At 63.7% G+C, this 23,067-nt stretch carries 20 protein-coding genes; 11 read left to right on the top strand and 9 right to left on the bottom strand.

Annotated features, from left to right (window positions below):
- Positions 1-59: 59 nt before the first annotated feature.
- Together AC2A04_RS04505 and AC2A04_RS04510 are read left to right on the top strand one after the other, a co-directional pair.
- Positions 60-350 carry a 4a-hydroxytetrahydrobiopterin dehydratase gene (locus tag AC2A04_RS04505; RefSeq protein ID WP_484211114.1) on the top strand — a complete coding sequence of 97 codons (291 nt, stop codon included), beginning with the start codon at positions 60-62 and terminating at the stop codon, positions 348-350.
- Between the two features lie 121 nt (positions 351-471).
- A complete protein-coding gene (locus AC2A04_RS04510) occupies positions 472-783 on the top strand; it encodes a hypothetical protein (protein WP_484211115.1) in 312 nt (103 codons plus the stop codon).
- 367 nt (positions 784-1,150) lie between these two features.
- Here the strand turns inward: AC2A04_RS04510 and AC2A04_RS04515 are convergent, their stop codons facing one another.
- Together AC2A04_RS04515 and AC2A04_RS04520 are read right to left on the bottom strand one after the other, a co-directional pair.
- A complete protein-coding gene (locus AC2A04_RS04515; protein WP_484211116.1) occupies positions 1,151-1,954 on the bottom strand; it encodes an SDR family oxidoreductase in 804 nt (267 codons plus the stop codon).
- Positions 1,955-2,168: 214 nt separating this feature from the next.
- The gene (locus AC2A04_RS04520; RefSeq protein ID WP_484211117.1) at positions 2,169-2,786 is read right to left on the bottom strand and encodes a DNA-3-methyladenine glycosylase family protein; all 618 of its coding nucleotides are present in this window, start codon (positions 2,784-2,786) and stop codon (positions 2,169-2,171) included.
- Positions 2,787-2,914: 128 nt separating this feature from the next.
- On the opposite strand from AC2A04_RS04520, the gene AC2A04_RS04525 reads away from it, so the two are divergent.
- Complete coding sequence (locus AC2A04_RS04525) at positions 2,915-3,232, top strand: 2Fe-2S iron-sulfur cluster-binding protein (protein ID WP_484211118.1); 318 nt, start codon at positions 2,915-2,917, stop codon at positions 3,230-3,232.
- Positions 3,233-3,310: 78 nt separating this feature from the next.
- Here AC2A04_RS04525 and argC read toward each other — a convergent pair whose 3' ends face one another.
- The 3 genes from argC to AC2A04_RS04540 all read right to left on the bottom strand — a co-directional run bounded on the left by argC (position 3,311) and on the right by AC2A04_RS04540 (position 6,057).
- A complete protein-coding gene (gene argC / locus AC2A04_RS04530) occupies positions 3,311-4,240 on the bottom strand; it encodes an N-acetyl-gamma-glutamyl-phosphate reductase (protein WP_484211119.1) in 930 nt (309 codons plus the stop codon).
- A complete protein-coding gene (locus AC2A04_RS04535) occupies positions 4,237-4,548 on the bottom strand; it encodes an SH3 domain-containing protein (protein WP_484211120.1) in 312 nt (103 codons plus the stop codon). Before AC2A04_RS04535 ends, argC begins: the two co-directional genes overlap by 4 nt.
- A gap of 114 nt (positions 4,549-4,662) precedes the next feature.
- Positions 4,663-6,057, bottom strand: coding sequence for a leucyl aminopeptidase family protein (locus AC2A04_RS04540; RefSeq protein WP_484211121.1), 1,395 nt, complete (start codon positions 6,055-6,057; stop codon positions 4,663-4,665).
- A gap of 53 nt (positions 6,058-6,110) precedes the next feature.
- Here AC2A04_RS04540 and AC2A04_RS04545 point away from each other — a divergent pair, with 53 nt between their 5' ends.
- From AC2A04_RS04545 to AC2A04_RS04570, 6 genes are all read left to right on the top strand, one after another.
- Positions 6,111-6,926, top strand: a complete 816-nt coding sequence (locus AC2A04_RS04545) for a DUF4163 domain-containing protein (protein WP_484211122.1) — start codon at positions 6,111-6,113, stop codon at positions 6,924-6,926.
- Between the two features lie 55 nt (positions 6,927-6,981).
- Positions 6,982-7,812, top strand: coding sequence for a type I methionyl aminopeptidase (gene map, locus AC2A04_RS04550; RefSeq protein WP_484211684.1), 831 nt, complete (start codon positions 6,982-6,984; stop codon positions 7,810-7,812).
- Positions 7,813-8,077: 265 nt separating this feature from the next.
- The gene (locus tag AC2A04_RS04555; RefSeq protein ID WP_484211123.1) at positions 8,078-8,416 is read left to right on the top strand and encodes a P-II family nitrogen regulator; all 339 of its coding nucleotides are present in this window, start codon (positions 8,078-8,080) and stop codon (positions 8,414-8,416) included.
- Positions 8,417-8,586: 170 nt separating this feature from the next.
- Entirely contained in the window at positions 8,587-9,996 is a 1,410-nt protein-coding gene (glnA, locus tag AC2A04_RS04560; RefSeq protein WP_484211124.1) for a type I glutamate--ammonia ligase, read from the top strand.
- Between the two features lie 293 nt (positions 9,997-10,289).
- Entirely contained in the window at positions 10,290-10,688 is a 399-nt protein-coding gene (locus AC2A04_RS04565) for a CHAP domain-containing protein (protein WP_484211125.1), read from the top strand.
- A 182-nt stretch (positions 10,689-10,870) separates the two neighbouring features.
- Complete coding sequence (locus tag AC2A04_RS04570; RefSeq protein WP_484211126.1) at positions 10,871-11,491, top strand: tetratricopeptide repeat protein; 621 nt, start codon at positions 10,871-10,873, stop codon at positions 11,489-11,491.
- A 3-nt stretch (positions 11,492-11,494) separates the two neighbouring features.
- Here the strand turns inward: AC2A04_RS04570 and AC2A04_RS04575 are convergent, their stop codons facing one another.
- Positions 11,495-13,780 (bottom strand): bifunctional diguanylate cyclase/phosphodiesterase, encoded by a 2,286-nt coding sequence (locus tag AC2A04_RS04575; RefSeq protein WP_484211127.1) that lies wholly within the window; start codon positions 13,778-13,780, stop codon positions 11,495-11,497.
- 140 nt (positions 13,781-13,920) lie between these two features.
- On the opposite strand from AC2A04_RS04575, the gene AC2A04_RS04580 reads away from it, so the two are divergent.
- Both AC2A04_RS04580 and AC2A04_RS04585 read left to right on the top strand, forming a co-directional pair.
- A complete protein-coding gene (locus AC2A04_RS04580) occupies positions 13,921-14,067 on the top strand; it encodes a lmo0937 family membrane protein (protein WP_484211128.1) in 147 nt (48 codons plus the stop codon).
- A 107-nt stretch (positions 14,068-14,174) separates the two neighbouring features.
- Positions 14,175-15,599 (top strand): aldehyde dehydrogenase family protein, encoded by a 1,425-nt coding sequence (locus tag AC2A04_RS04585; RefSeq protein ID WP_484211129.1) that lies wholly within the window; start codon positions 14,175-14,177, stop codon positions 15,597-15,599.
- A 64-nt stretch (positions 15,600-15,663) separates the two neighbouring features.
- Here the strand turns inward: AC2A04_RS04585 and AC2A04_RS04590 are convergent, their stop codons facing one another.
- Genes AC2A04_RS04590 through AC2A04_RS04600 form a run of 3 tightly spaced genes read right to left on the bottom strand, consistent with a single transcriptional unit; the run spans position 15,664 to position 22,923 of the window.
- Positions 15,664-19,854 (bottom strand): translocation/assembly module TamB domain-containing protein, encoded by a 4,191-nt coding sequence (locus tag AC2A04_RS04590; protein WP_484211130.1) that lies wholly within the window; start codon positions 19,852-19,854, stop codon positions 15,664-15,666.
- Complete coding sequence (locus AC2A04_RS04595; RefSeq protein WP_484211131.1) at positions 19,854-22,106, bottom strand: autotransporter assembly complex protein TamA; 2,253 nt, start codon at positions 22,104-22,106, stop codon at positions 19,854-19,856. The genes AC2A04_RS04590 and AC2A04_RS04595 overlap by 1 nt, the downstream gene beginning before the upstream one ends.
- Complete coding sequence (locus AC2A04_RS04600; protein WP_484211132.1) at positions 22,066-22,923, bottom strand: arginyltransferase; 858 nt, start codon at positions 22,921-22,923, stop codon at positions 22,066-22,068. The genes AC2A04_RS04595 and AC2A04_RS04600 overlap by 41 nt, the downstream gene beginning before the upstream one ends.
- Positions 22,924-23,067 lie beyond the last annotated feature (144 nt).

Genomic DNA, 23,067 nt, shown 5'->3' on the forward strand with positions numbered 1-23,067 from the left:
AGCCCGCGATAGGGGAAAGCATTGCGCCTGCCAAGCACGCCGATGGAAGAAGGACAACCATGGCCATCCCCCGCCTGACCGACGCCGAACGCGACGCCCTTCTGGTCGACCTTCCCGACTGGACCTTGCGAGCCGACGGACTCGCCCTCACCCGCACCTTCCGTTTTGGCGATTTCTCGGAAGCCTGGGCCTTCATGTCCCGCGTCGCCCTCTACGCCGAAAAGGCCGACCACCACCCCGAATGGTTCAACGTCTACAACCGCGTGGAGGTGACGCTGACGACGCACGATGCCGATGGGCTGTCGGCAAGGGATGCGGCGATGGCGCGGGCGATGGATGGGTTTGTTTGAGAGGTTCAGGCTGCCAGTGGGACGGCGGCCGGTTTCCGATGTTTTTGATTGAAAGCTGCCGTTCCGGACACGACGCCAGAGCGGTCATTGACCGCCAGTGTTGAAAACGTCAGTCAGGGCCATGCACGCTGAAATCGAATGTGCCTTTGCAGGCCTCTCTGACCGAGCAAAAATCGCCGTTCTTGCTCGCGCCATTCACATGGAAACAATCCATAACCGGGATCACTCAGGAAGTGCTGAGCGGCTCTACCGTTCAAGTGAGTTCGTGCATCGCCTGGCTGGTTTCATCATGTCGTTGGCCTATCGACCTGATGAATTCCAACGTGACGCGACTTGGGCGACCAAGGCACTCGTCGAAGGTGTGGCCATTCATGGCCAACCATATCTGACAGAGTTGCATAAATGGATCGTGGAAGCGCATGCGGTATCTTAAGGTCAGCTTACCACCCACTCCCTGCCACTCGCGTTGTTCACATCACACCCCAAAACCAGTCGTCAACCGGACTTGATCGGGATTGAGGGATTGGAGAGGGCAGCCCTCCTTTCCCACCATCGTCGTCGCCCCGTGCCTGACACGGGGCTTGGCTACCTTTCAGCGTCGCCTCGGGCCGCTTCCACGGCCGGATACCACTGGTCCCAAAAGTCCAGCCAATCGTGAGGCCGCAAGGAAAGCCAAGCGCCGTGTCAAACACGGGGCGACCGGTGGTTTGTTTGGGTAGTTGTTCGATTCCCGCGACATAACCGCCGCTCCCGTCCTTCACACCGCATCCCTAATCCGGACGAATAGGCGGGAATGGCTGCTACTTCCCCAGCGGCTTTGCCGACGACCGCATCTGCTTGCGCAGCGTCCCCGGCATCCAGCGCGAGGCGAAGGCCAGTTTGCGGGCGGTCTTGCCGACCACGGTGTGTAACCGGCCGCCATGCACCGCAGCCCATGCGGCCTCTGCCACTTCGCTCACCGGCGTGAGTTCAAGGCCTGCGCCAAGGACGCGGGTGCGGATATCCTCGTTGCTGGCGCGGTTGGGGGCGTGATCGAGCAGCGGGGTTTCGATGAAGCTGGGCATCAGGTCGCGCACCGCGATCCCGTCCTCGGCCCATTCGCCGTCAAGCGACTCTGTGAGCGCCCTCACGCCGAACTTGGTGGCCGAATAGACCGAGGCTCCGGGCGAGCCGTAGAGCCCTGCGGCGCTGGCAGTATTGAGCAGGCACGATCCCGGCGCGCTGGCTTTCAGCCACGGATAGGCCGCCTGCGCGCCGAAGATCACGCCCTTGAGATTGATGTCGAGCGTGCGTTCGATCTCTTCCGCCGTCAGATCGACGATGGCCCCGCCAATCGGAATGCCGGCGTTGTTGAATACCACATCGATCTGCCCGCCCGACGCCCTTGCACAATCGGCCAGCGCCTGATCCCAGCCCGAGCGGTCGCGCACGTCGAGCCTGTGGCACGAACTCTGCCCTTGCGCGAGCAGCGCCGCCGTTTCGGCCATGCCCGCGTCGTTCACATCGGCGAGGCCGACGAACCAGCCGCCCTGCCCGAAGCGCTGCGCCACCGCGCGCCCGATGCCCGATGCGCCGCCGGTGATGAAGATCGTCTTGCGCGCCATTGGCCACCCCTGCTCACATTGCTGTCAGCAACAGCTTACAGGATTTGGCAAAGGTGAAAAGCTGGCCCGCCTATTCGCCACCAGCTCTGCCTTTCCGTCACCCTGAACTTGTTTCAGGGTCCATCCATCCCCACACCCGGCAGCCTGATCGGCAAGATGGATCCTGAAACAAGTTCAGGATGACGGTTCGCGAACGAGCAATCCGCGCCACAAGTCAAAGCGCCGGATTGTTATAGCAATGCCAGGTAAAAATCGCCGCCGCGCCGCGATGGGGGCGCCAGTCCTCGGCCAGAGCGCGGGTTTCCTTCTCGCTCGGGCGCTCGGCAAGGCTCAGCAGCTTGCCCAGCCCCACCTGCACCGCCAGATCGCCCGCGGGCCAGATGTCGGAGCGGCCTTCGGCGAACAGCAGGTAGATCTCGGCCGACCAGCGCCCAATGCCCTTGATCTTCACCAGTTCGGCAATCGCGTCCTCGTCGTCGGCGGGCAGGCTTTCAAGATCGAGTTCGCCCGAGATGACCAGTTCGCACAAGCTGCGCGCATAGCCCTGCTTCTGACGGGACAATCCGCAGGCGCGCAGGGAATCGAAGTCCGAGCCTAGCAGATCGTGCGGCGGCAAGTCCTCGCCCAGCAGCGCCTCGAGCTTGTTCCATACCGATGCGGCGGCGGAAACGCTCACCTGCTGGCCGACGATCGTGCGCAGCAAGGTGCGATAGCCGGTCGCGCGGAGGCGCGGTTCGGGGTAGCCGACACGCTCTATGGCCCGTGCAAGCAAGGGGTTGCGCGCCGCGATGTGATCAAGCCCTTCGCGAATGGCCTCGGCCGTCAATCCCACCCTATTTCTCCGCAACAGTGTTTTGGCCGGATCGGCAGTTGCCAAAGCCGCGTACAGGCGATAGCAGCCCCGGCCAAAGGCGAACAGGGGGCCGCCTTGCCACCTGCGCCACGCTTGGAGAAGTGACGATGCCGAAGATTGTCGTTGTCGACCGTGCAGGTGAAGAAAAGACGGTCGAGGCCGATGCCGGCCTTTCGGTGATGGAAGCCATTCGCGATAACGGCTTCGACGAACTGCTGGCGCTGTGCGGCGGCTGCTGCTCGTGCGCCACGTGCCACGTCTATATCGACCCGGCCTTTGCCGACAAGGTCACGCCGATGAGCGAAGACGAGAACGACCTGCTCGACAGCTCGGACCACCGCAACGAGAACTCGCGTCTTTCGTGCCAGGTCCAGATCACCGGCGACCTAGACGGTCTGCGCGTGACGATCGCTCCCGAAGACTGATCGGCTCGCCCTTGCGGCAATGAAAAAGGCCCGCCTCCTGCCGGAGCGCGGGCCTTTTCCTTGTCCAATGCAATATCCTTACAGGCGCAGGCCCGCCGTCTCGTCGAGGCCCGCCATCAGGTTGAGCGTCTGCACGGCCGCGCCGCTGGCACCCTTGCCGAGATTGTCGAGCACGGCGACCAGCCTTGCCTGTTCCCCATCAGCGCTGCCCATCACGTGCAGCTTGAGGCCATCCCACGGCTCCATCGAAGCACGCATCAGCATCTCGCCGTCGGCGGGGATATCCTGTTCCACGGTGACGACCGGTGAGCCGGCATAGAACTGGGTCAGCGCAGCGCGCAGCAGTTCGGCGGACACGTTACCGGGCATGACGCCAAGCGGCAGCGGGATTTCGACGACCATGCCGCGATGGGCATTGATCACGGCAGGGCTGAACAGCGGCGCTATGGCAACGCCGGTGTAGCGCTGCATTTCGGGCACATGCTTGTGGCCGAAGGTCAGGCCATAACCGCGCCAGGCGATGTCGGTGTCCTGTTCGAAGCGACCGATCAGCGCCTTGCCGCCGCCCGAATAACCCGAAACGGCGTTGCAGCTATAGGGCCACGCGGCAGGCAGGAGGCCGTTGTGCACCAGCGGCGCCAGCAGCGCGATGAAGCCGGTGGGATAGCAGCCGGGATTCGACACGCGCATGGCCTGCGCCACCGTTTCGCGCCCGACGATCTCGGGGAAGCCATACGTCCAGCCATCGGTCACGCGATAAGCGGTCGAAGCATCGATCACACGCGTGCGGTCGTTGCGAATCATCGCCACGGCATCGCGTGCGGCATCGTCGGGCAGGCACAGGATCACGACGTCGGCGTCGTTGATCGCCTCCGCCCGCGCTGCGTCGTCCTTGCGCCGCGCATCATCGAGAGCGATCAGCGTGAATTCGCTGCGACCTGCAAGCCGGTCGGCAATTTCCAGTCCGGTCGTGCCCGCTGCGCCGTCGATGAAGACGGACGTGGTCACGCCACCGCCTCGAGCGCGCTCATCTCGACATAGCCGACCAGCAGGTCGGACTTGGCCTGGCCCCAGGCCCAGCCGCCAGCGATGTCGAGCACGTCGAACACTTCGCCCGCAGCCAGAGTGCGCAGCTCGGTGCCCTCGGCCTTGCCCGCGCCGCGCAGCGTTGCCGCCGCCTTCACCAAGTGCGCCATCGGCACCGCATAGTGGGGCACGAAATAGCGTCCGGCGAGGCCGATATGCGCAAGGTCGCCCCGCACCGGCAGATGCGGCTTGTCCGAACGGTCCGACGGTCGCACGAGCGAAAGCTGCACGGTCGGAACGTCAGTCGAAAGAGGCGATGCTTCAACGGTCAATTCAGGTTGCCCCCGGAACAGGAAAGCCGGGCGATTAGCCGCGTCAGCGCTTTCAGGCAAGGCAGAGCGCATTCAACCGCGTTCCTGCCCATAGCGCGCCTTGAGCAAACCCCATGCCGCACGCAGGCCGAGGGCGTCTCCTCCCTTGGGCCTTCCGGGCTTTGGCGCGGGCCGCCACGCGAAAGTATCGAAATGCGCCCAGTCGATCCCTTCGCCCACGAAGCGGTCGAGGAAAAGCGCGGCAACGCTGGCCCCGGCAAAACCGTTGGCAGGCGAGTTCTGCAGATCGGCGACATCGGATTTCAGATATTCGCGATAGCCCTCGAACATCGGAAGGCGCCAACACGGGTCGTCCCGCTCGAGACCGGCAGCGAGCAATTCCTCGGCGGTGGCATCGCGCCGTGCGAACATCGCGGGCAGGTCCGGGCCGAGCGCAACGCGCGCAGCCCCGGTCAAGGTGGCGAAATCGATCACCAGTTCGGGCTTCAACTCTGTCGCACGGGTGAGCGCATCGCCCAGGACCAGCCGCCCCTCGGCGTCGGTATTGGTCACTTCGACCGACAGGCCGTTGCGCGCACGCAGAATGTCGCCGGGGCGGAACGCGTGTGCCGAAATGGCGTTTTCCACCGCAGGGACAAGCACATGCAGCCGGATTTTCAAGCCCATTGCCATGACCAGACCGGCCAGCGCGAGCGCGTGGGCCGCCCCGCCCATATCCTTCTTCATCAGCGCCATGCCCGACGACGGCTTGATGTCGAGCCCGCCCGAATCGAAGCAGACGCCCTTGCCCACAATAGCGACGCGCGGATGCTTCGGGTCGCCCCACTCCAGTTCGATCAGCCGGGGCGCATGGCTGCGCGCAGCCGCTCGCCCCACCGCGTGGACCATCGGATAATCGTGCTCGAGCGTATCGCCGGCGACCACGTGAATTTCGGCGTGATAGGTCTTGGCCAGCGCGCGGGCTTCGGATTCGAGCTGGGCCGGCCCCATGTCCTCGGCAGGCGTATTCACCAGATCGCGGACCATGAGCACGGCGGACGCTTCGGTCAGGGCCGGCTCGATCCGTGCGACATCCCTGGTCAGCAGGATACGCGGCTCGGCGTCCTTGGCGTCCTTGCGATAGCGGTCGAAACGGTATTGCCCGGTGACCCAGCCGTGAAGCGCCTTGCCCGGTTCCCCGCCCGCGCAGCGATAGGTTCCGCCCGGCAGGACATCGGCCAGCTTGGCCATGCACCACGACGAAAGGCTGCCGACATCGGCCACGCCCGCAACCGCGAACCAACCATCGCCATCGGGAACGATCGCGTGTTCGTAACCGTTGCCCTCGAACTTCTGCGCGGCCAGCGACGCACGCTGTCCGGCGTTGAGACCTTTGACGAAATCCGGCAGCGTGCCCTTGTCGACAAGGTGGATGGCAATGGCCTGTTGGCCGCGATCTGGCTGGATAAGCGCGTTTTTGTCGGTCATGTTGGACAAGGTCATGCCGCAGAGCGCGGCCCGTTGCGAGAGGAAATTGCCTGATGCGCGCCATTGCCCTGATCCCGCTGCTGCTGTCCGCAGCGGCATGCTCGGTCAGCAAGGAACCCGAAGCGTCGGCAAGCGCCAGCGCCGAGCCGGGGGCAGCCGCTTCAGCCATCCCGCCGTCGGCACCAGCGCAGATTCCCGTCGCCGCACGCAGCGTGACCGAGGAAAACGACCTCTACGAGTTCACCTATTCCTATCCGGCAGCGGCTGGCGCCATACCGGCGCTCAAGGAACTGCTCGACGACGATCTAGGCAAGGCCAAGGCCGAACTTGTCGCCGACGCAAGGGAAGGCAAGAAGGACGCGACGGAAAACGGTTATCCGTTCAATCCCTATAGTCACAGCGTGGAGTGGAAGGACGTGACCGACATGCCCGCCTGGCTGAGCCTCTCGACCCTCGTCGGGTTCTACAGCGGAGGCGCGCATCCCAATTACGTCTACGACACGATCCTGTGGGACCGGATCGCGGGCAAGCGTCGCGCGCCTGTCGATCTCTTTGCTTCCAGGGCCGCGCTCGCCTCGTCCATTCGCGAACCATTCTGCAAGGAACTCGACAAGCAACGCGCTCGCAAGCGCGAGGGGCAGGATCTGGGGGGCGGGATCACCGAATTTGAAAAGTGCATCGACCCGACCGAACAGACCGTCATTCTCGGCTCGTCCAACGGCAAGGCTTTCGACCGGATCGGCGTGCTGGTTTCGCCATACGCGGCAGGCCCTTACGCCGAAGGGTCGTACGAGGTGACCGTACCAGTCACGGCAAAGGTTCTGGCGGCGGTGAAGCCCGAATTCCGGGCAACGTTCGTCGCGAGATGAAAAGGACCCTTGCGAACATCTCGCATTTGCCGGGCAAGATGGCTACATGACGGCGATGACCGAATATGTGACCGTTGACGATACCGACCTCCTCCCGCGCGACGGGACGATCAAGCTGCATGGCCCCTCGGGCTTCGAGGGCATGCGCAAGGCAGGCCGCCTTGCCGCCGAGATTCTTGACGCCCTCGCGCCACTGGTGGTGCCGGGCGTTCGGACGGATCATCTCGACGACGTCGTGCGGCAGATGACGCTCGATGGCGGCGCGGTTCCAGCAACGCTGGGCTATCGCGGCTACACGCACTCCTGTTGCATCTCGATCAACCACGTGGTCTGTCACGGCATTCCGTCGGACAAGACGCTCAAGGATGGTGACATCGTCAATATCGACGTTACTCCCCTGCTTGATGGCTGGCACGGCGATTCAAGCCGCATGTACCTGGTTGGCGACGTGCCGCTGAAGGCAAAGCGTCTGGTCGATGTCACGCACGAATGCCTGATGATCGGCATCGCCAAGGCAAAGCCCGGCGCGCGTCTGGGCGATATCGGTGCGGCGATCCAGGAACATGCCGAGCGCCAGCGCTATGGCGTGGTGCGCGAGTTCTGCGGACACGGCCTTGGCCGCCTGTTCCACGATGCACCTGAAGTGGTCCATGCTGGACGGGCAGGAACCGGTCCCGAGCTGCGCCCCGGCATGTTCTTCACGATCGAGCCGATGATCAATCTCGGCAAGCCCGGCGTAAAGATCCTCGAGGATGGCTGGACGGCCGTGACGCGCGACCGTTCGCTCTCTGCGCAGTTCGAGCATTCCATCGGAATTACCGAGGACGGCTGCGAAATCTTCACCGCGAGCCCGAGGGGCTTGGACAAACCGCCCTACGCGGCATGATCTGCCTAAAAAACAGGCACGGCTTGCGCAAATATTGGGCATGATTTGAACACGCCTGCGCAACGATGCGTATGCTGGGCTTGCGCATTCGATTCAAATCTTGCCGGAAGCCCGCATTTCCTGCTTTCCCGCCGCGTCGCGATGGCCTAGTGATCTTGGCCAGCCGCGTGGCACGATTCTTGTAACGTCGTTGCCACACACGGGATCATAGGCAGGTCTGTCGCCATCGTGGCGCGCCGGCACGTGTTGCAGGGGTCATAACGACGTGAAAAAGGTCGAAGCCATCATCAAGCCCTTCAAGCTCGATGAAGTGAAGGAATCGCTGCACGAAATCGGCGTGTCCGGCATCACCGTCACCGAAGCCAAGGGCTTCGGACGCCAGAAGGGCCACACTGAACTTTATCGCGGCGCTGAATATGTCGTCGATTTCCTGCCCAAGGTGAAGCTCGAGGTCGTCGTTGGCGACGCGCTCGTCGACCGTGTGGTCGAGGCGATCGCCTCGGCTGCCCAAACCGGCCGCATCGGCGACGGCAAGATCTTCGTCATCCCGGTCGAGAGCGCGCTGCGCATCCGCACCGGCGAACGCGACGACGACGCCATCTGATCCTTCGTCCAGCCAGCCTGAGGATCAAGACAAGTTGAAGCCTTGCCCGGCCAGCCGGGCAGGACATCAGAGCGGGGGTGGGCCTGTGGACGGGCAAGCCTCCAGTAGACCAACCACCCCAGTTACCCCCCGTACCTCTCCGCCGGGGGCAAGAAGAAGAAGGACCAGCGATGGCAACTGCAAAGGACATTCTCGCCCGGATCAAGGACGAGGAAATCGAGTGGGTCGATCTGCGTTTCACCGACCCCAAGGGCAAGTGGCAGCACCTCACCATGGTGTCGACCGTGCTCGGCGAAGATGAGCTTGAAGACGGCCTGATGTTCGACGGTTCGTCGATCGAGGGCTGGAAGGCCATCAACGAGTCGGACATGATCCTCAAGCCCGACCTCGACGCCGTCTACATCGATCCGTTCTCGGCCACCCCGATGCTGATCATCTGCTGCGACATCGTCGAGCCCTCGACCGGCGAACTCTACGCCCGTGACCCGCGCTCGACCGCCAAGCGCGCCGAAGCCTTCGTCAAGACCGCCGGCGTCGGCGACACCGTCTATGTCGGTCCGGAAGCCGAGTTCTTCCTGTTCGACGACGTAAAGTTCTACGACGGCTACGACGGCAACGGCTTCAAGATCGATGACATCGAACTGCCGACCAACTCGGCCAAGGACTACGAAGGCGGCAACCTCGGCCACCGTCCGCGCGCCAAGGGCGGTTACTTCCCCGTCGCTCCGGTCGACAGCTGCGTCGACATCCGTGGCGAAATGGTTCGCACCATGATCGACATGGGCCTGCCCTGCGACAAGCACCACCATGAAGTGGCCTCGGCCCAGCACGAACTCGGCCTGACCTTCGGTACGCTGGTCCAGACCGCCGACCGCATGCAGGTCTACAAGTACGTCGTGCAGCAGGTCGCTCACGCCTATGGCAAGACCGCAACCTTCATGCCGAAGCCGATCAAGACTGACAACGGCTCGGGCATGCACACCCACATCTCGATCTGGGAAGCTGGCAAGCCGCTCTTCGCCGGCAACGGCTATGCCGGCCTGTCGGACATGTGCCTGTACTTCATCGGTGGCGTGATCAAGCACGCCAAGGCCCTCAACGCCTTCACCAACCCGACGACCAACAGCTACAAGCGTCTGGTTCCGGGCTACGAAGCCCCCGTGCTGCTGGCCTATTCGGCCCGCAACCGTTCGGCATCGTGCCGCATCCCCTACGGTGCCGGTTCGAAGGCAAAGCGCGTGGAATTCCGCTTCCCCGACGCGATGGCCAACCCCTACCTGTGCTACGCTGCACTGCTCATGGCGGGTCTCGACGGGATCAAGAACAAGATCCACCCGGGCGAAGCCATGGACAAGAACCTTTACGACCTGCCGCCGGCAGAGCTCGCTCAGGTTCCGACCGTGTGCGGCAGCCTGCGTGAAGCGCTGGAATCGCTCGAAGCCGATTATGACTTCCTGCTCCAGGGTGGCGTGTTCACCAAGGACCAGATCGAAGCCTACATCGAACTGAAGTGGCCAGAAGTGATGCGTTGGGAAACCACGCCGTCGGCCGTCGAATTCGACATGTACTATTCGCTTTGATCCACCGGATCCGTGAATCAGGAAGGGCGTCCGGGAAACCGGGCGCCCTTTCCTTTTGCAGCTAAAAGATCGCCGCTCATCGCGGACAACGCACCGGATCGTGATCTTTTCCACAGTTTGCGACGAACCGAGTTGAACGGTTGTGACCGCAAGATGAACCGAAGGCCCTGCGGGTTATCGAATCCGCCTGGATCGTTAGGTAGGCTGCCATGTTTCGGAAAATGGTCGCAGCCTTCCTCGCTCTCGTTTCGTTTACTGCACTCCCCGCAGTAGCCCATGCGCGGCTTCAGTGCGTGACATACGCACGGCAGATTTCCGAAGTGCAGATCTCGGGCAATGCCCGCGACTGGTGGAGCAATGCCGAAGGCAGCTACGAACGCGGCCAGCAGCCGAAGGCCGGCGCCGTCCTCGCCTTCTCTGGCACGCGCGCAATGCCCTACGGTCACGTCGCAGTCGTCCGCAAGGTCGTCGATGATCGTCACATCCTGATCGATCATGCCAATTGGTCCGGCCCCGGCGTGATCGATCGCGGAGTGGTCGCGGTAGACGTTTCTGCTGCCGGCGACTGGAGCGAAGTCCGCGTGTGGTATGCCCCGACCAGGTCGGTCGGCCTGCGCGCCAGCCCCGCCCATGGCTTCATCTATCCCCGCACGATGACCGCGACGGCTGAATCCGCTTCGGCCAAGGGCTAGACTGCAACCGGCCAGTTCCACTTCGGAATCGGCACAGTTCGCGATTGCCCGCCTGCCGTTTGCACGCCATGCTCTCCCAAAGGCAGCGTTGGGGGACGATCATGGGCAAGCTGAATGGTGCATTCCTCTCCTTGGTCATACTGTGTGGCGCAAGCACGAACGCCGTTGCCGCCCCCCAGATAATGGCGCGAGAAGCCGTATCCGCTGCCGTAGAGTCCGCATTCCAGGATATTCTTGGCGGACGACCGGCGCAGGCAGCCGAGAAGGTCGAACCGGTCATCGCAAGCTTCGACGCCATGCAGACTGGCAATCCGCATGCCTGCGCGCAGACCGAGGATCAGGCCGCAACGCTTGCCCTGCTCGATGCCGCCAAGGGTGACCGCAAGCTGACGATCGTCAGCCTGGATTACTGTGCCGGCTATTTCATCAAGGGCTTTGCGCTGATCGATCTCCATCGCGCGAGGGATGCCCTGCCCTGGCTCCAGCGCGCGCATGACCATGCGCCGCTCCATGCGCATTTCACCAACGAACTCGCCGAATGGTACAAGGCGGATCGCCAATGGCAGAAGGCCTATGACCTGTTCCGCGAGGCCAGCGATTCCGCCGACAATGCCGAGGAGACGTCGCGCGACCTGTACAAGGCCAGAGCGCTGCGCGGCATGGGCTTCATCCGGATCGAAACCGGCGACCTCAACGAGGCGGAAGCACTGTTCAACGCTTCGCTGAAACTGGAGCCGGGCAGCAAGGCCGCCCTCAACGAACTCGAATACATCCGCAGGCTGCGCCGGACGCCAAGCACCTGACGCTCAGGCCGAACGGCGCGCCCTGGTGCGAGGCGGCTCGAGCAGAGCCAGCGCCTCTTCTGGCGGCATCGCCTGCCAGAAGAGGTGGCCCTGGATCATCTGGCAACCAGCAGCCTGAACGAGTGCGCGCTGGATAGGTGTTTCGACACCTTCGGCCACCACCTTCATCCGCAAGTTGTGGCCGAGCGAAACGATCGCGCGCAGGATCGAGTGCGCATCAAGATCGGCCTCGATGTTCTGCACGAACGAGCGGTCGATCTTGATCCGGTCGAACTGGAACGAGCGCAGGTAGCTCAACGACGAATAGCCGATTCCGAAATCGTCGAGTGCGATACGGAAGCCGCGATAGTTGAGCCCCTTCAGCACGTCGACGACATGATCGCTGCGATCGAGCATCACGCCCTCGGTAACCTCGAGCACGATCCGGCGCGGATCGACGCGCGTTTCACGAACGATGCCATCGATCGTGGCAAGGAAGTCGCTCGCCATGATCTGCAATGGCGAGAGATTGACCGAGATGTCGCAGTCAGGCCAGTCGCGACACTCGGTGAAGACGCGGCGCAGCACCCAGTTGCCGAGCGGTACCATCAGGCCTGCCTGCTCGGCCACGGGTACGAACATGCCAGGGCGAATTGCGCCGCGCTCCGGATGCTGCCAGCGCACGAGCGCTTCGAACCCCAGAATGTCGCCATCGGCAGCGTTGACGATGGGCTGGTAGGCTACGGCGAGCTCATCGCGCGCGATCGCACGGCGCAGTTCCATTTCCATCTCGCGGCGCAGTTTGACCGAGGCATCCATGTCGCGGGTGAATCTGCGAAAGCGGGCACGGCCACGTTGCTTGGCGCGGTAGAGCGCGATATCGGAGCGACGTAGCAGTTCTCCGGGGTCCTCGCTTTGCTCCGGCCCCCAGCTGATCCCGCACGACAGACTGATGTCGAGGCTGTTGCCCGAGATGACGAACGGTTCGTCCATCAGTGCCATGATCTGGTTGCCAAGCATGTCGGCCGCTGCGCGGCCACCAGTAGTGCGCCGCAGGAGGACGAATTCGTCCCCGCCAAAGCGCGAAAGAAAATCGCCTGGCGGCAACGCACGGCGCAGGCGCATGGCGACCTGGCGCACGAGTTCATCTCCCACATGGTGACCCAGCGTATCGTTCACGACCTTGAAGCGATCGATGTCGACATAGGCGACGAAGACGTCGCCGAGATCGCGATCTTCGACACAGGCACCAAGTTCCTGGCGCAGGCGCTGCATGAAGTGCGTCCGGTTAGGCAGCCCCGACATCGCGTCATGCAGCGCGTTGTGCTGGGCCTGTGCCTCGCTGGCGATGAGTTCGCTGGTCGTCCGCCGCATGCGCCGCACGATGATCGCGCCGCCCGCGACGACACCGACGAAGAACAGGATGTAGACCGCCAGAAGTGGCGCGGTCCGCCGCAAAATCGAGGGGCCCGGTGGCTCCGATTTCCACGAAATCCAGCCGATCCGGTCGCCATCGACGTCCTTCACGGAAAAGGCATTGCGACCCGGATCCGCATCGGCGCCGGCACTGAACCGTACCTCGTCCAGCAGCAGCGATTCCTTCAGGTTGCCGAGAATCTTGCTGTCGAGATAGCGCACGAGAACGATGTAGTCCGGCTCGGCCCGCAGGAGCGTGGGGTTGACGTCCGGGACGACCGATCCCACGGCGAGAAATGCCGGTTGTCCGTCCAGCGTCGTCATGGCGGCTAGCCCGCGGGACACCGGTATGCCCTTGGCATCATGAGGCCAGGCGACAGAGCCGAGCATGCGCCAGGACTTGGCCGGGACGCTTGTGTTCCCTTCCTTCACCGACCGGGCCACGAGTTGGCGCACCTGAGGCGTGATCTCGGCGTAGCTGCAGGCGCGCACAAGTTGTCGCCCCTTCCAGCAATGGACGAGTGAGCCGTCGAACCGCACATGGTAGATACGGTCGATATTTTGGCTGCCGGCGAAATATCCGGCGAGAAAGTTTCGCGCCCAACCTTCAACGTCCGGACTGTTCAGCTTCGTGACCGCCTCATCCCACTGAATCTGAAGCAGGTTGGCGTCGAGAATTTGCTGCCCGGTCCGATCAACGAAGCGCTCCACCAGCTTGCGTTCCTCGGTGCGCGCAAATTCATCGGCAATGTCGGTGGAATTGCGGAAGGCCGCGATCAGGGCGGCCGTCAGTGCCAGCAGGGCCAGGAAAGTTGCGGCCACGATCAGGCCGGCGCTTGTCGCGCCCACGCCTTGCCGTATCCGGCTCTGTCCCGAGAATGGTCCGGTCACCATGGCTGCCAGCGTTAGCGACCGGTTGCGAAGAAATGGTTAGCAAACCTTACGCGCTAGCGTCCGACAGGGGGCTGGAACAAACATCAATCACCGCGATTGTGGGAAGTAATCATCACAATACGTGCTCCGGGAGATCGACCATGCTTCTGACCATTGCCCTCATTCTCTTCGTGCTTTGGGCCCTGGGCGTCTTTGCTTTCAAGGTCACGGCGGGCGTCATTCACATCGTTCTGGTCGTCGCGCTGATCATCGGTCTGGTGCACCTGTTCCGGGGACGCAGGGTTTGACGTCACGGACGGGTTGCGAAATGCAACGCTAATCCCTAGCTTCTTTCCTGTCATGGGCCGGGCAAGCGATTGTCCGGCCTTTCCACTTCGAGACCGGGAGAAGCGCCATGCGCGAGAGGCTGCAGCACTACATCGACGGCAAATGGACCGACAGCGAGGGCGGCAAGCGCCACGAGGTCATCAACCCTGCCAATGAGGAAGCCTGTTGCGCAATCACGCTGGGCACCGTGGCCGACGTCGACAAGGCGGTCGCTGCTGCACAGCGCGCTTTCAAGACTTTCAGCAAGACAACGCGAGAGGAGCGGCTTGCGCTGCTCGATCGCATCGTTGCCGAATACAAGAAGCGCGTCCCCGACCTTGCGCTGGCAATGGCGGAAGAAATGGGTGCGCCTGTCAGCTTTGCCAGCACCGCGCAGGTGGGCGCAGGTATCGGCGGGTTCCTCGGCACAATGGCCGCACTCAAGAATTTCTCGTTCATGGAAGACAATGGCGCCTACAAGGTCGCCTATGAGCCGATCGGCGTCGTCGGCATGATCACGCCTTGGAACTGGCCGCTCAACCAGATCGCACTCAAGGTTGCACCGGCACTCGCGGCCGGCAACACCATGATTCTCAAGCCTTCCGAGGAATGCCCGACCAATGCGGCGATATTCGCCGAAATTCTCGATGCGGCGGGCGTGCCACCAGGCGTGTTCAACCTCGTTCAGGGTGATGGTCCGGGCGTTGGCACCGCGATCAGCTCGCACCCCGGCATCGACATGGTGAGCTTTACCGGATCGACCCGCGCGGGCATCCTCGTGGCCAAGGCGGCTGCCGACACGGTAAAGCGCGTGCACCAGGAACTGGGCGGAAAATCGCCAAACATCGTGCTTCCGGACGCCGATTTTGCCGCGCACCTTCCGGCAACGGCCTCGGGCCCGCTGGTCAACAGCGGCCAGAGCTGCATTTCGCCCACCCGCATCCTTGTCCCCCGCGAACGCGAGGCAGAAGCGGCCGCGTTCGTTTCGGCAATGTATTCGGCAACTGCAGTGGGCGATCCGCAGCAGGAAGGTGGACACATCGGCCCTGTCGTCAACAAGGCGCAGTTCGACAAGATCCGTGGCCTGATCCAGTCGGCCATCGACGAAGGCGCAAAGCTTGAAACCGGAGGTCCGGACCTGCCGGCCAACGTCAATCACGGATATTACATCAAGCCGACCGTGTTCTCGGGGGTCACGCCTGAGATGCGGATCGCGCAAGAGGAAATCTTCGGCCCGGTTGCCACGATCATGGCTTACGACAGCCTCGATCAGGCGATCGAGATTGCCAACGACACTGCCTACGGCCTGTCGGCCTGCATCACCGGCGATCCGGCGAAGGCCGCTCAAGTTGCGCCGGAACTGCGCGCGGGCATGGTCGCGATCAACAACTGGGGTCCCAGCCCCGGCGCTCCGTTCGGTGGCTACAAGCAATCGGGCAATGGCCGCGAAGGCGGACTTTATGGCCTCAAGGACTTCATGGAGATGAAGGCCATCAGCGGCCTGCCCGCCTGACCCTTAACAAGAGTGCAGCAACCGAAGGGCCGCCCCTGACCGGGCGGCCCTTTTGGCATTGCGCTCAGTAGTCCTTGCTGGCCTTGAGGTTGATGCTCTCGTCACCCACGGTCGATACCGTGGCCAGCAAGGCCAGCCAGCGCGTGATCCGGAATTCGACCGAGGTGGCGCTGTAGCCACCGCCGTCGGTTACCAGTTCCACGAAGAACCTGCGCCCGATGTACTTGCCCACCGCAATGCTCGTCCCGGACCCCAGCGTCGGGTCGGCGCCCACGATCCGCAGACGGTCAAGACCGATCGCAGCGCGCAGCTTGTTGATCGGATCGAGACCGCCACCGCCGCGCAGGCTGGCAAGCGCGGACGCAAGCTGGACCGCTTCAGGGGCAGAAATCTGCGTAATCGAACTGCCGAACAGCAGGCGGCTGAGCAGTTCTTCTTCGGGAAGCGCTGGCGTCGAGGAGAAGCTGATGATCGGCTTGGTGCCGGTTCCACCAATCGTGATCTTGGCGCTGACGTTGTTGGCGTCACCCTCGGCCACGATATCGAGCTGCGGATCGACGGGCACTTCTCCGGCAAAGCGGATGCGCCCTCGGGTCAGTTCGAAGCGCTTGCCGGCAAATTCGTAGCCGCCGCGCACGAGATCGGCCGTCCCGAAGATCTGCGGCGCGGCGGTCGTGCCGCGCAGGCGGATGTCGGCGCCCCATTCGCTGTCGAGCCCGAGCCCGCGCACGTCGATCCGGTTCATGCCCGCAGCATCGATCAGGAACCGCCAGGGCGCAGCCGCGACCCGGGCCGGCGCAGCATCTGCCGGCGCGTTCACCTCGCGCGTGGCGATGACGGGCAGTTGTTGCACCGCGCTTGCCCGACCCAGCGCCCAGCGCGCGGTCTGAATCTGTACGCGGCCGGCAATCGTGCCGCCCACGCCATCGCTGATGATGCGCAGCGGTCCGGTTACTGCAGCGGCCATGTCGTCGCGATTGATCAGGCGCGCATTCTGCGCGGAAAGGCGCAGGTCGATCGTCGGCCCGCGTTCCGACAGGTTGGCAAGGCCGATGCTGCCGCTGCCGCTGACCCGGCCACCGTTAGGCGTTGTCCCGGCAAAGCGCGCCAGAGACAGCGTCGAATCGCTGAACGTGCCCGCCATCGCGACATCGCGAACATCTGTGCCGGTGAGCGTGCTTTGCACGCGCAGGCCCTTGGATGAAAGCGCACCGTTGAGCACGGGCGCGGCAATCGTGCCGCCGATGTCGGCGCGGACGCCCAATGGCCCGGTCAGATCGAAAATCTCGACCCCCGACAGACGCCACAGTGCCTCGGCAGGTCCGGAATAGCGCAATTGTCCTGCAAGGTTGCCAGCTTCCAGGCGGTCCATGAACGCACCGCCGCGGGGCAATCCGCCGATGCGCGCCTGCAATCTTCCCCGGACGTCACTCCCTTCGCGGATCACGGCACGAGTCTGAACCGCATCAGGATCGAGCCGCGCGACCAGGGCCACGTCCACCGGACGCGAGGTGAGCACCAGCCCCGAGCGCGACAGGCCCTTGACCATCAGGGCGGCGTTGCCCGAGGGCGCGCCCTGCCCATCGTTGCTATATTCGACGATGCCCGAAGCAATGCCGCCAAGGCCCAGATCGGCAATGACGATGTCGGCCACCGAGACAGGCATGTTTGCCAGCAGGAGCTTCAGTTGCGTGGGCCCGCCCAGAATATGGCCTTCACCAATCAGGATGCCCCGGCCAAAGCCAATCTGGGTCGGCGCAAGTCGCCAGCCCTCGCCTTCGCGCGTCAGTACCGCGCGGCGGGGCATCGAGACGGCGCGCCCCGCATATTCTCCCGAAACGAAAGCGACGATCTGGTCGGGTTCGAATGCCGCGGTTCCCTGCAGCGCAAAGCGTGTGCCCCTGCGACCGGAGACCGAGGCCGTGACCGATCCGCTGCCGTCCTGGAGATAGGCGGCCGCGGCAAGGCGTCCGATGAAAACCTTGCCCATGCCGATCCCTTCGGCGAGCAGCGTGCCCTCGACCGTCGAATGGCCATCCTTGATCAAGCCGGTCGCGTCGATTTTACCGCTACCGATCGAGATCGGGTTCGCTCCACCGAAGCGTGCATTGCGCGCAGTTACATTGGCGTCGAAGCCCTGCCCGCCCTCTCGCGGTGCGAGCAGTACCGACCCGTCAAGGCCGCCGCCTGCCAGCGCGAGTTGACCGGAAATACCGTCCTTGCCCAGTGTCACCCCGCCGGTGATGTCGGTCTGCCAAACACGGAACTGCTGGATGTCGATGCGCGTCGCCCCGCCCGGCGGCATGAACAGACCCAGCGTTCCCGAAAACGGCCCAAGGCGTGAATCGCCACCGGTCTCGATACGGAAGCCGTCTGCAATCGGCGCGAGCGCGACGCGCACGTCCTTGAGGCCCGCAGCGGGCAGCGGGCTGGCGAAGACCAGGACGGCATTCGGCCCTGCCCCGGTCATCGCCGCCTCGACAGTGAATGCGCCGTAATCGCTGTGCCGACCGCGACCGGTCAGCGAGGCGGTGCCTCCGGGCTGCACCTTGCCGTCAAGCGCCATCTGGAGCTTGTTCGAATTGATCGTCGCCTTGCGGAAGGTCACGGGAATGCGCTCGCCCATCGCAAGCCCACCGGCAAAGCGCAGATTGCCGCCCGTCAGGGTCTGCAATGTCGCGTTGTCGATCCGGCTCATCCGCCCCGCGACATTGGCCTGCAGTGTCCACGGAACGCCATCGCCGATCTTGAACACGATCTTGGCGTTGCCGTTGACCGTGCCAAGGTTCGGCACCGCGAAGCCATTGGCGACGACAGGCCCCGCCAGTGCATAACCCCCGCGTGCCATGTCTCCGCGCAGGGCCAGCCGCGCGCCAAGCCCCTTGAGCGCCAGCGAGAGATTGTCCGAAGTCAGCCTGTTGCCTTCGAACACCAGATCGCCGGTCACGCGGCCGCCGGGAAAGCGCGGGTCGATCATGGTGTTGCCGGTCGTTACCCGCTGGGCCGTCACGGCCAGCGGCAGGATGAACCGATCTCCGTTCCAGAATGCCGTCCCAGCACTACGCAGGCCCTGCGCATCGAGCGTGCCCAGCCTGAGCCGCCCGATCGTCACCACGTGATCGATCGAGAGATTGGAGAGCGGTCCGTCCAGCGTGGCGTCGAGCACGACATTGGCGAGTTGAGGTGTCGCCACGATCCGCTCGGGCCGCAGCAGTCGGGCGGTGACTTTCAGTGCATCGGCCTCGTTGTCGACCAGATCGAGCTTGCCGCTGGCCGCGACCTTGAAGGCCTCCCCGGCAACGCGGAAACGGCCGTCAAAGGCGTTATCGAGGAATGTTCCGTCGTAAAGGACTGACAAGGCCGAGCCGATTGCCCGCCCCGGCATTCCCGCGACGAGACCCTCGGGCCATGCCTGTCCGGCAAGGCGATAGGTGTTTGCCTGCTTGCCGAGCTGGAAGGCGGCGAGTCTCTCGCCGTCCTGCGTGGCATAGGCAAGACCATCCCAGCGCGACCATCCGCCACGCCCGAAAACGTGCGCCTTGATATCCTTCCTCGCGCCCGCCAGCTTGGCGATGACGCCGTCCTTCGGTGCATCGTAGAGCAGCGAGAGGACGAACTTGTCGCGATCGGGCTCGCTGTCCAGCTTGAATGAAATCAGATCCTTTCCGCCGAACTTGCCGTTTACGTCGACGATGGCATGGCCACCGCGAATGTCGGCGCGCGCCAGCAGGTCCACCCGCCGCTTCTCGCCCGCCATCGCCTCGGACACGGTCAGGTTATCGATCACCAGCTTGTCGACGCGAATGTCGAAGTCCGGCAGGATCGGCGCGTTCTCGTCCTCGCTCGGCCGTAGCCGTGGCGCGCGACGAAGCGTGCCGCGATGCAATGCCAGCAGCCGGATATCCAGCCCGGTCTTGAGCCACGAAAGCGGGCGCCAGTTCAGTTCGGCTTCGGGCACGGTCATGAACACGCCCTCGGGATCGCTCACCCGAATGTCGCGCAAGGTGGACGTGCCATAGATCGAGCCATCGATGCGGCCGATCTCGATGCGCAGGCCCGAGCCCGGCGTGATTGCCGCGATGCGATCCACGACAAGCCGGTGCCCGAGCGAGGAATCGAGCACGAGCAGCGCGGCAAGGATCAGTGCGATGCCAGCCACAAGCAGGATCGCAAGGCGCCGCGCGGCACCACGCACGAAGCGCGAGCGCCGTGAACGCACCGGAGCGGCTGGCGGCGTGTCGTCCGGCTCGCCCATCAGAACGCCTGCCCGAGCGCGACATAGACGCCGATGCGGCTGTCACCCTTCGAAGGATTGAGCGGTGTGCCGACGTCGATGCGAATGGGCCCGAAGTTGGTCTGGTAACGGATGCCGATGCCGACGCCGATCTTGAGGTCGGACAGACGCGGTGTCGTCGTGGTGTCGACCGCGCCGGCATCGACGAAGGGCACGACGCTGACCGCGCCGCCGAGCAGCCCGGTCTTCACGCGTGCTTCGAGCGAGAATTCGGACAGTGCGCGGCCACCGCTGGGCTCGTTCAATTCGTCGCGCGGGCCGATCTGCTGATAGCCATAGCCACGAACCGACCCGCCGCCGCCTGCGTAGAACCGCCGTGACGGTGCGATGTTTTCGATCCCGGTGCCGATGATCGTGCCAAGGCGCACGCGACTGGCGATGACCAGTTTCTCGCCCACCGGCTGGTAGTAGCTCGCGTCGAACTGGAGCTTGCCGTAGCTCGACTTGTCGCCGTCCTGAACGGAGATTTCAGGCGACGCGCGCAGGCCCACGCGGAAGCCGCGATTGGGATCGAGCAGACTGTCGCTGCCATCGTAGGCAAGGCGCAGCGGCAGGGCACCGATGAAGTAGGTCGTGCGCGGCTCGTCGGCGAGGATCGCCGCAGCGTCACGTTCGCCCGTTGCCAGAATTTCGATGCCGCCCGCAAATATCCACGGCTTCTGGAACAGCAGCGTCGTCTGCCGTTCCAGCCCCGCCGTCAGCGATATGGTCCGCGCCTGGAATGCCGCGCTACGCTGGCTGCGCGCATAGAGATCGGCGTTGAGCACAAGGTCGCGCTTGAGGAAGTTGTTTCGGCGGAAGGTGACGCCGGCCAGCTGTTCCTGCGTGCCTGCCACGGCGCGAACGCGCAGCATGCCTTCGGGCGGGAAGAAGTTGCGATGCTCCCACTGTGCTTCGGCACGGAAGCCTTCGCCGCTCGAATAACCGAGCAGGCCGGCAATTGTGCGCAAGGGAGCAGGCGTCAACGAGACATCGACATCGACCACGCCGGGCTCGTTGCCTGCCGGCTTCTTCGTCTCGCGGGTCTCGACCGTGACCGAGGAAACAAGGCTCGTCGCCAGGATCGCCTGCCGCAGATCGTCCAGCTCCGAACGCTTGAACGTATCGCCGCTGTCGAAGCGGGCGATCAGATCGAGGTGCCGCGAACTCAGGAATTTCTCGCGCGAGGAATGCACCTGACCGATGCGATAGACCCCGCCCGGCGTCACCGGCACGGTCAGGTCGCCCTCGCGCCGTTCATGGTCGATCAGCAGGTCGGGCTCGCCAACCTTTGCGAAGGCGTAGCCGGTCTCACCCAATGCGGTCTGCAGGTTCAATCGCTCGGCAACGATCCGGTCGGAATTGACAGCATCGCCCGGGTTGAGCTTGAACGCCGCGCGCAAGGCCGTGAAGTTCGCGCCGGTAGCGGCCAGATCGCCGAACGCGAGCGCGCCGAAGCGGTATTGTGGCCCCGGCTGAATATCGAAGCGCACCACGACCTTTTCGACATCAATCGGGCCGTTGGCCTCGCCTTCGGCAGACGCCGAAAGTCCGCCCAGCGACTGGTAGACCTGTGCATCGTAGTAGCCGTTGATGCGCAGGATGTTGACGAGCATTTCGCGATCGGTGCGCGCACGCCTGACGATCTGCGCCAGATTGTCTTCATCGTCGTCGAACGACTTGAGGCTGGAAAGACCGGCAAAGCGATCGACGATCGCGCCTTGGTCGGCAATCGCTTCGTTCCCACGCGGAAACGCCAGTTCGACCTGCTTGCCCACGCTCACAAGATCGGCATCGGCAAGGCGCACGCTAGAGGCGGAATCGCCTTCCTGCTGGCCCGGCAAGGCATCGACCGCGGCTTCCGTGCTCTGTTCGGCGACCTCGATGTCCGGATCGGGCGAAAGTTGTTCTATCTTCGGCAGTTCGCTGCCATCGGGCCAGGCAATCGTGATCCCCGGGATGTCGGGCATTGTCGCCCCGGCATCGATGTCCTCGATCACGCTCGAAGGCGGTACGCCATTGCGCGCAGCATCGGTATCGACTGCCCAGGCATCGGGGTTCTGGACCGCCGAATCCGGGATCAGGGCTTCAAGTTCCTGATCGGCCTGCATCGACTGCGCGGCAACGTTTCCGGCAAACGAACCCGAAATCGACAGGGCCAGAAGGGTGGCAATGACTCGCAGCAGCGGCGAATCAGCAGTGAGCGTAGCGCTCCTGCGAGCCGTGCACCCCATCCTTGAGGCTGCCTTCGAGGGCAACACCCGCAACCTCGCCCTGGCGCGCGGCGACTGCTCGTCCAATGGCGCTGGCCTGTTCAGCAGGTTCGAACCGTTCCCAGCCATCGCGGCCCAATTTCTCCATAGGCCGGAAGCGCACCTTATATTGCATGCGTTCCGAGCCTTCGACCCAATAGCCGAGATAGACATACGGCAGCCCCACGCGAGCCGCGCGTTGGATATGGTCGAGGATGATGAAGGTGCCAAGCCCGGACCGCGTCTCGTGTTGTGGATCGTAGAAACTGTAAATCATTGAAAGACCGTCGCCCTGCTCGTCGGCCAGACATGCCCCTACCAGCTTGCCTGCCGAGCCGTCGACCGTCGGCTCCCTGTATTCGATCACGTAACTCTTGACGGGCGTGTGCTCCACCATGTCCGCGAAATCCATCTCGTCCATGGTCGCCATCCCCCCGCCAGGGTGACGCACGGCGAGATAACGCTGCAACAGTTCAAACTGTTCCGGGGTGGACCACGGGCGGCAAACATTTACCACGAGGTCGCGATTGCGCTTCCAGATTCGCTTCTGCGTTGAAGACGCTCGAAATTCTTCGGTCACCACCCTCACCGAAACGCAAGCTGTGCATTCCACGCAGCTTGGGCGATACGCCACGGTCTGGCTGCGGCGAAAGCCGATCCGGCCCAGCGCGTCGTTCAGTTCGTCGGCGTTGGGCCCTTTGAGCTCGGTGAACACCTTGCGTTCGCTGCGGCCCGGAAGATAGGGACACGGCGCAGGGCTCGTCACGAAGAAGCGGGGAAAACGAACGGGCGCGGTCACGACCTGCGATTGCCTCCTGCGGCCGGGCAATCCGGCCTGTCAGTCATGACAATGCCCGAGCCAGCCGAATCCTGAAAGCCCCATTAACCATGGAACTGCGCAGAACTTGCAGCCCTAGCGCGACCGAAACGGGGATTTAGCCCG

The sequence above is a fragment of the Novosphingobium sp. HNCC26DJ243 genome (genome assembly GCF_057180545.1).

What these genes read in the sequence shown, in the direction of transcription:
- AC2A04_RS04505 (WP_484211114.1), top strand. Translation starts at nt 60, where the DNA reads ATGGCCATCCCCCGCCTGACCGACGCCGAACGCGACGCCCTTCTGGTC.
- AC2A04_RS04510 (WP_484211115.1), top strand. Translation starts at nt 472, where the DNA reads ATGCACGCTGAAATCGAATGTGCCTTTGCAGGCCTCTCTGACCGAGCA.
- AC2A04_RS04515 (WP_484211116.1), bottom strand. Translation starts at nt 1,954, where the DNA reads ATGGCGCGCAAGACGATCTTCATCACCGGCGGCGCATCGGGCATCGGG.
- AC2A04_RS04525 (WP_484211118.1), top strand. Translation starts at nt 2,915, where the DNA reads ATGCCGAAGATTGTCGTTGTCGACCGTGCAGGTGAAGAAAAGACGGTC.
- AC2A04_RS04540 (WP_484211121.1), bottom strand. Translation starts at nt 6,057, where the DNA reads ATGACCGACAAAAACGCGCTTATCCAGCCAGATCGCGGCCAACAGGCC.
- AC2A04_RS04545 (WP_484211122.1), top strand. Translation starts at nt 6,111, where the DNA reads ATGCGCGCCATTGCCCTGATCCCGCTGCTGCTGTCCGCAGCGGCATGC.
- map (WP_484211684.1), top strand. Translation starts at nt 6,982, where the DNA reads ATGACCGAATATGTGACCGTTGACGATACCGACCTCCTCCCGCGCGAC.
- glnA (WP_484211124.1), top strand. Translation starts at nt 8,587, where the DNA reads ATGGCAACTGCAAAGGACATTCTCGCCCGGATCAAGGACGAGGAAATC.
- AC2A04_RS04570 (WP_484211126.1), top strand. Translation starts at nt 10,871, where the DNA reads ATGGCGCGAGAAGCCGTATCCGCTGCCGTAGAGTCCGCATTCCAGGAT.
- AC2A04_RS04575 (WP_484211127.1), bottom strand. Translation starts at nt 13,780, where the DNA reads ATGGTGACCGGACCATTCTCGGGACAGAGCCGGATACGGCAAGGCGTG.
- AC2A04_RS04580 (WP_484211128.1), top strand. Translation starts at nt 13,921, where the DNA reads ATGCTTCTGACCATTGCCCTCATTCTCTTCGTGCTTTGGGCCCTGGGC.
- AC2A04_RS04585 (WP_484211129.1), top strand. Translation starts at nt 14,175, where the DNA reads ATGCGCGAGAGGCTGCAGCACTACATCGACGGCAAATGGACCGACAGC.
- AC2A04_RS04590 (WP_484211130.1), bottom strand. Translation starts at nt 19,854, where the DNA reads ATGGGCGAGCCGGACGACACGCCGCCAGCCGCTCCGGTGCGTTCACGG.
- AC2A04_RS04595 (WP_484211131.1), bottom strand. Translation starts at nt 22,106, where the DNA reads ATGGGGTGCACGGCTCGCAGGAGCGCTACGCTCACTGCTGATTCGCCG.